At 67.8% G+C, this 255-nt stretch carries 1 protein-coding gene; it reads left to right on the top strand.

What is annotated here, in order from left to right; all coding sequences use genetic code 11:
- The coding region (locus tag ACQCVD_RS15580; protein WP_426824682.1) for a hypothetical protein at window positions 1-255 on the top strand (255 nt) is incomplete at both ends.

The following is a 255-nucleotide window of genomic DNA, read 5'->3' as shown; positions in this document are numbered from 1 at the left end:
CGGACACCGGGACGATCACCGCGTACCGGTCTCCGGGCGGGGCGGGCGTGCGGTTGGATGGTGCGGCCTCCCTGGGTGGGGAGATCACCGCGCACTTTGATTCCATGCTGGTGAAGATGACCTGCCGAGGTGCTGATTTCGCCACCGCGGTCACCCGTGCCCAGCGGGCGTTGTCGGAGTTCACGGTCTCGGGGGTGGCCACCAACATCGGTTTCCTGCGGGCCCTGCTGCGGGAGGATGATTTCCAGCACCGGC

This window comes from Corynebacterium halotolerans (assembly GCF_050107895.1).
GTDB lineage: Bacteria > Actinomycetota > Actinomycetes > Mycobacteriales > Mycobacteriaceae > Corynebacterium > Corynebacterium halotolerans_B.
This window is presented reverse-complemented; position numbering and strand designations above follow the sequence as displayed.